Below are 980 nucleotides of genomic sequence, written 5' to 3'. Positions count from 1 at the left end.
CTTGCGGCATGCCAAAAAACAGCTTGGGCCTTGCTTCCAAGATATCACAGACGACGACGCTTTGGAATTGGCTTGCCAGACGCTTCAGCAGCTCCCAGTCCGTCTCCTCGTACTGGATCACCGGCGCCCCGATCGCTGCGCCTTGGCCCACGCTGTACAGCACATCCTGCTGCGGATAGGCTTGCAAGAGCTCCCGGATGAGCGCCGGATAGTCCATCGACACATCCTGGAACGTTCGCCGCCGCTTGGCGACATCCAGCATATGCGAACCGGACAGCCCTTCCAGTTCGATGCCGTATATGCCGTTGGCATGCGTCATGTTCACTGCGCTCACAAAGCCCTTGAACAACGTCGTTTCCCGCTGGCCGTCGTATTCATAGACATGGATCTCATCAGATTGTTGCGGACAATTTGCAGATAAGTCCTGATAATATGAATGGTCGGGCTAACTACTCCAAAAGATGCTTTGCCTTTTCATCCTCTCTATCGGGGCGGCTTATTCTACAATTGCGAAGAATTTTGAAAAAGCGCAAGAAAACGAAGATAACAAAAAACAGGTCAATCATGGTGGTATCTGACCATAATCGACCTGTTCCATATAACGGAATAGCATTATTTAGGTTATAAAATTAAAGCATTTGATGTGCGTACAGCCGAAATGGAGAAATCTTTATACGGGTATTACATGGGTTAGAAGTGTTACTGTTTTAATGATGGGTTCATTCGGTACTGGGTGGGGTATTTTTGAAATAGCCGCCACTTGTATGATTATTTTTTTAGCATATAGCAGCGGATAAAAATAGAACCACAACACGGCGGCTAGCTCGCATTGTGGCGTATAATTAACTAATTATTTTGGCTATTCGCAGTTTCACATGGGTAATATAAATCTATAAAACTCGGACAAGGGAATCGTATTCAGCTCAAATCGCTAGATTGTTCTCCTCCTGATCGTCGCAAAGAATAGGACCTCCACAAGT

Annotated in this window: 1 pseudogene; it reads right to left on the bottom strand. The window is 46.4% G+C overall.

The window, feature by feature from the left end:
• Positions 1-349, bottom strand: a pseudogene (locus AC3G2T_RS38725) (hypothetical protein); the annotation flags it as partial.
• Between the last annotated feature and the right edge of the window lie 631 nt (positions 350-980).

The sequence above is a fragment of the Paenibacillus sp. sgz302191 genome, assembly GCF_057749925.1.
Note: the sequence above shows the minus strand (reverse complement) of the source record. Positions and strands in the feature narration are given on the sequence as shown.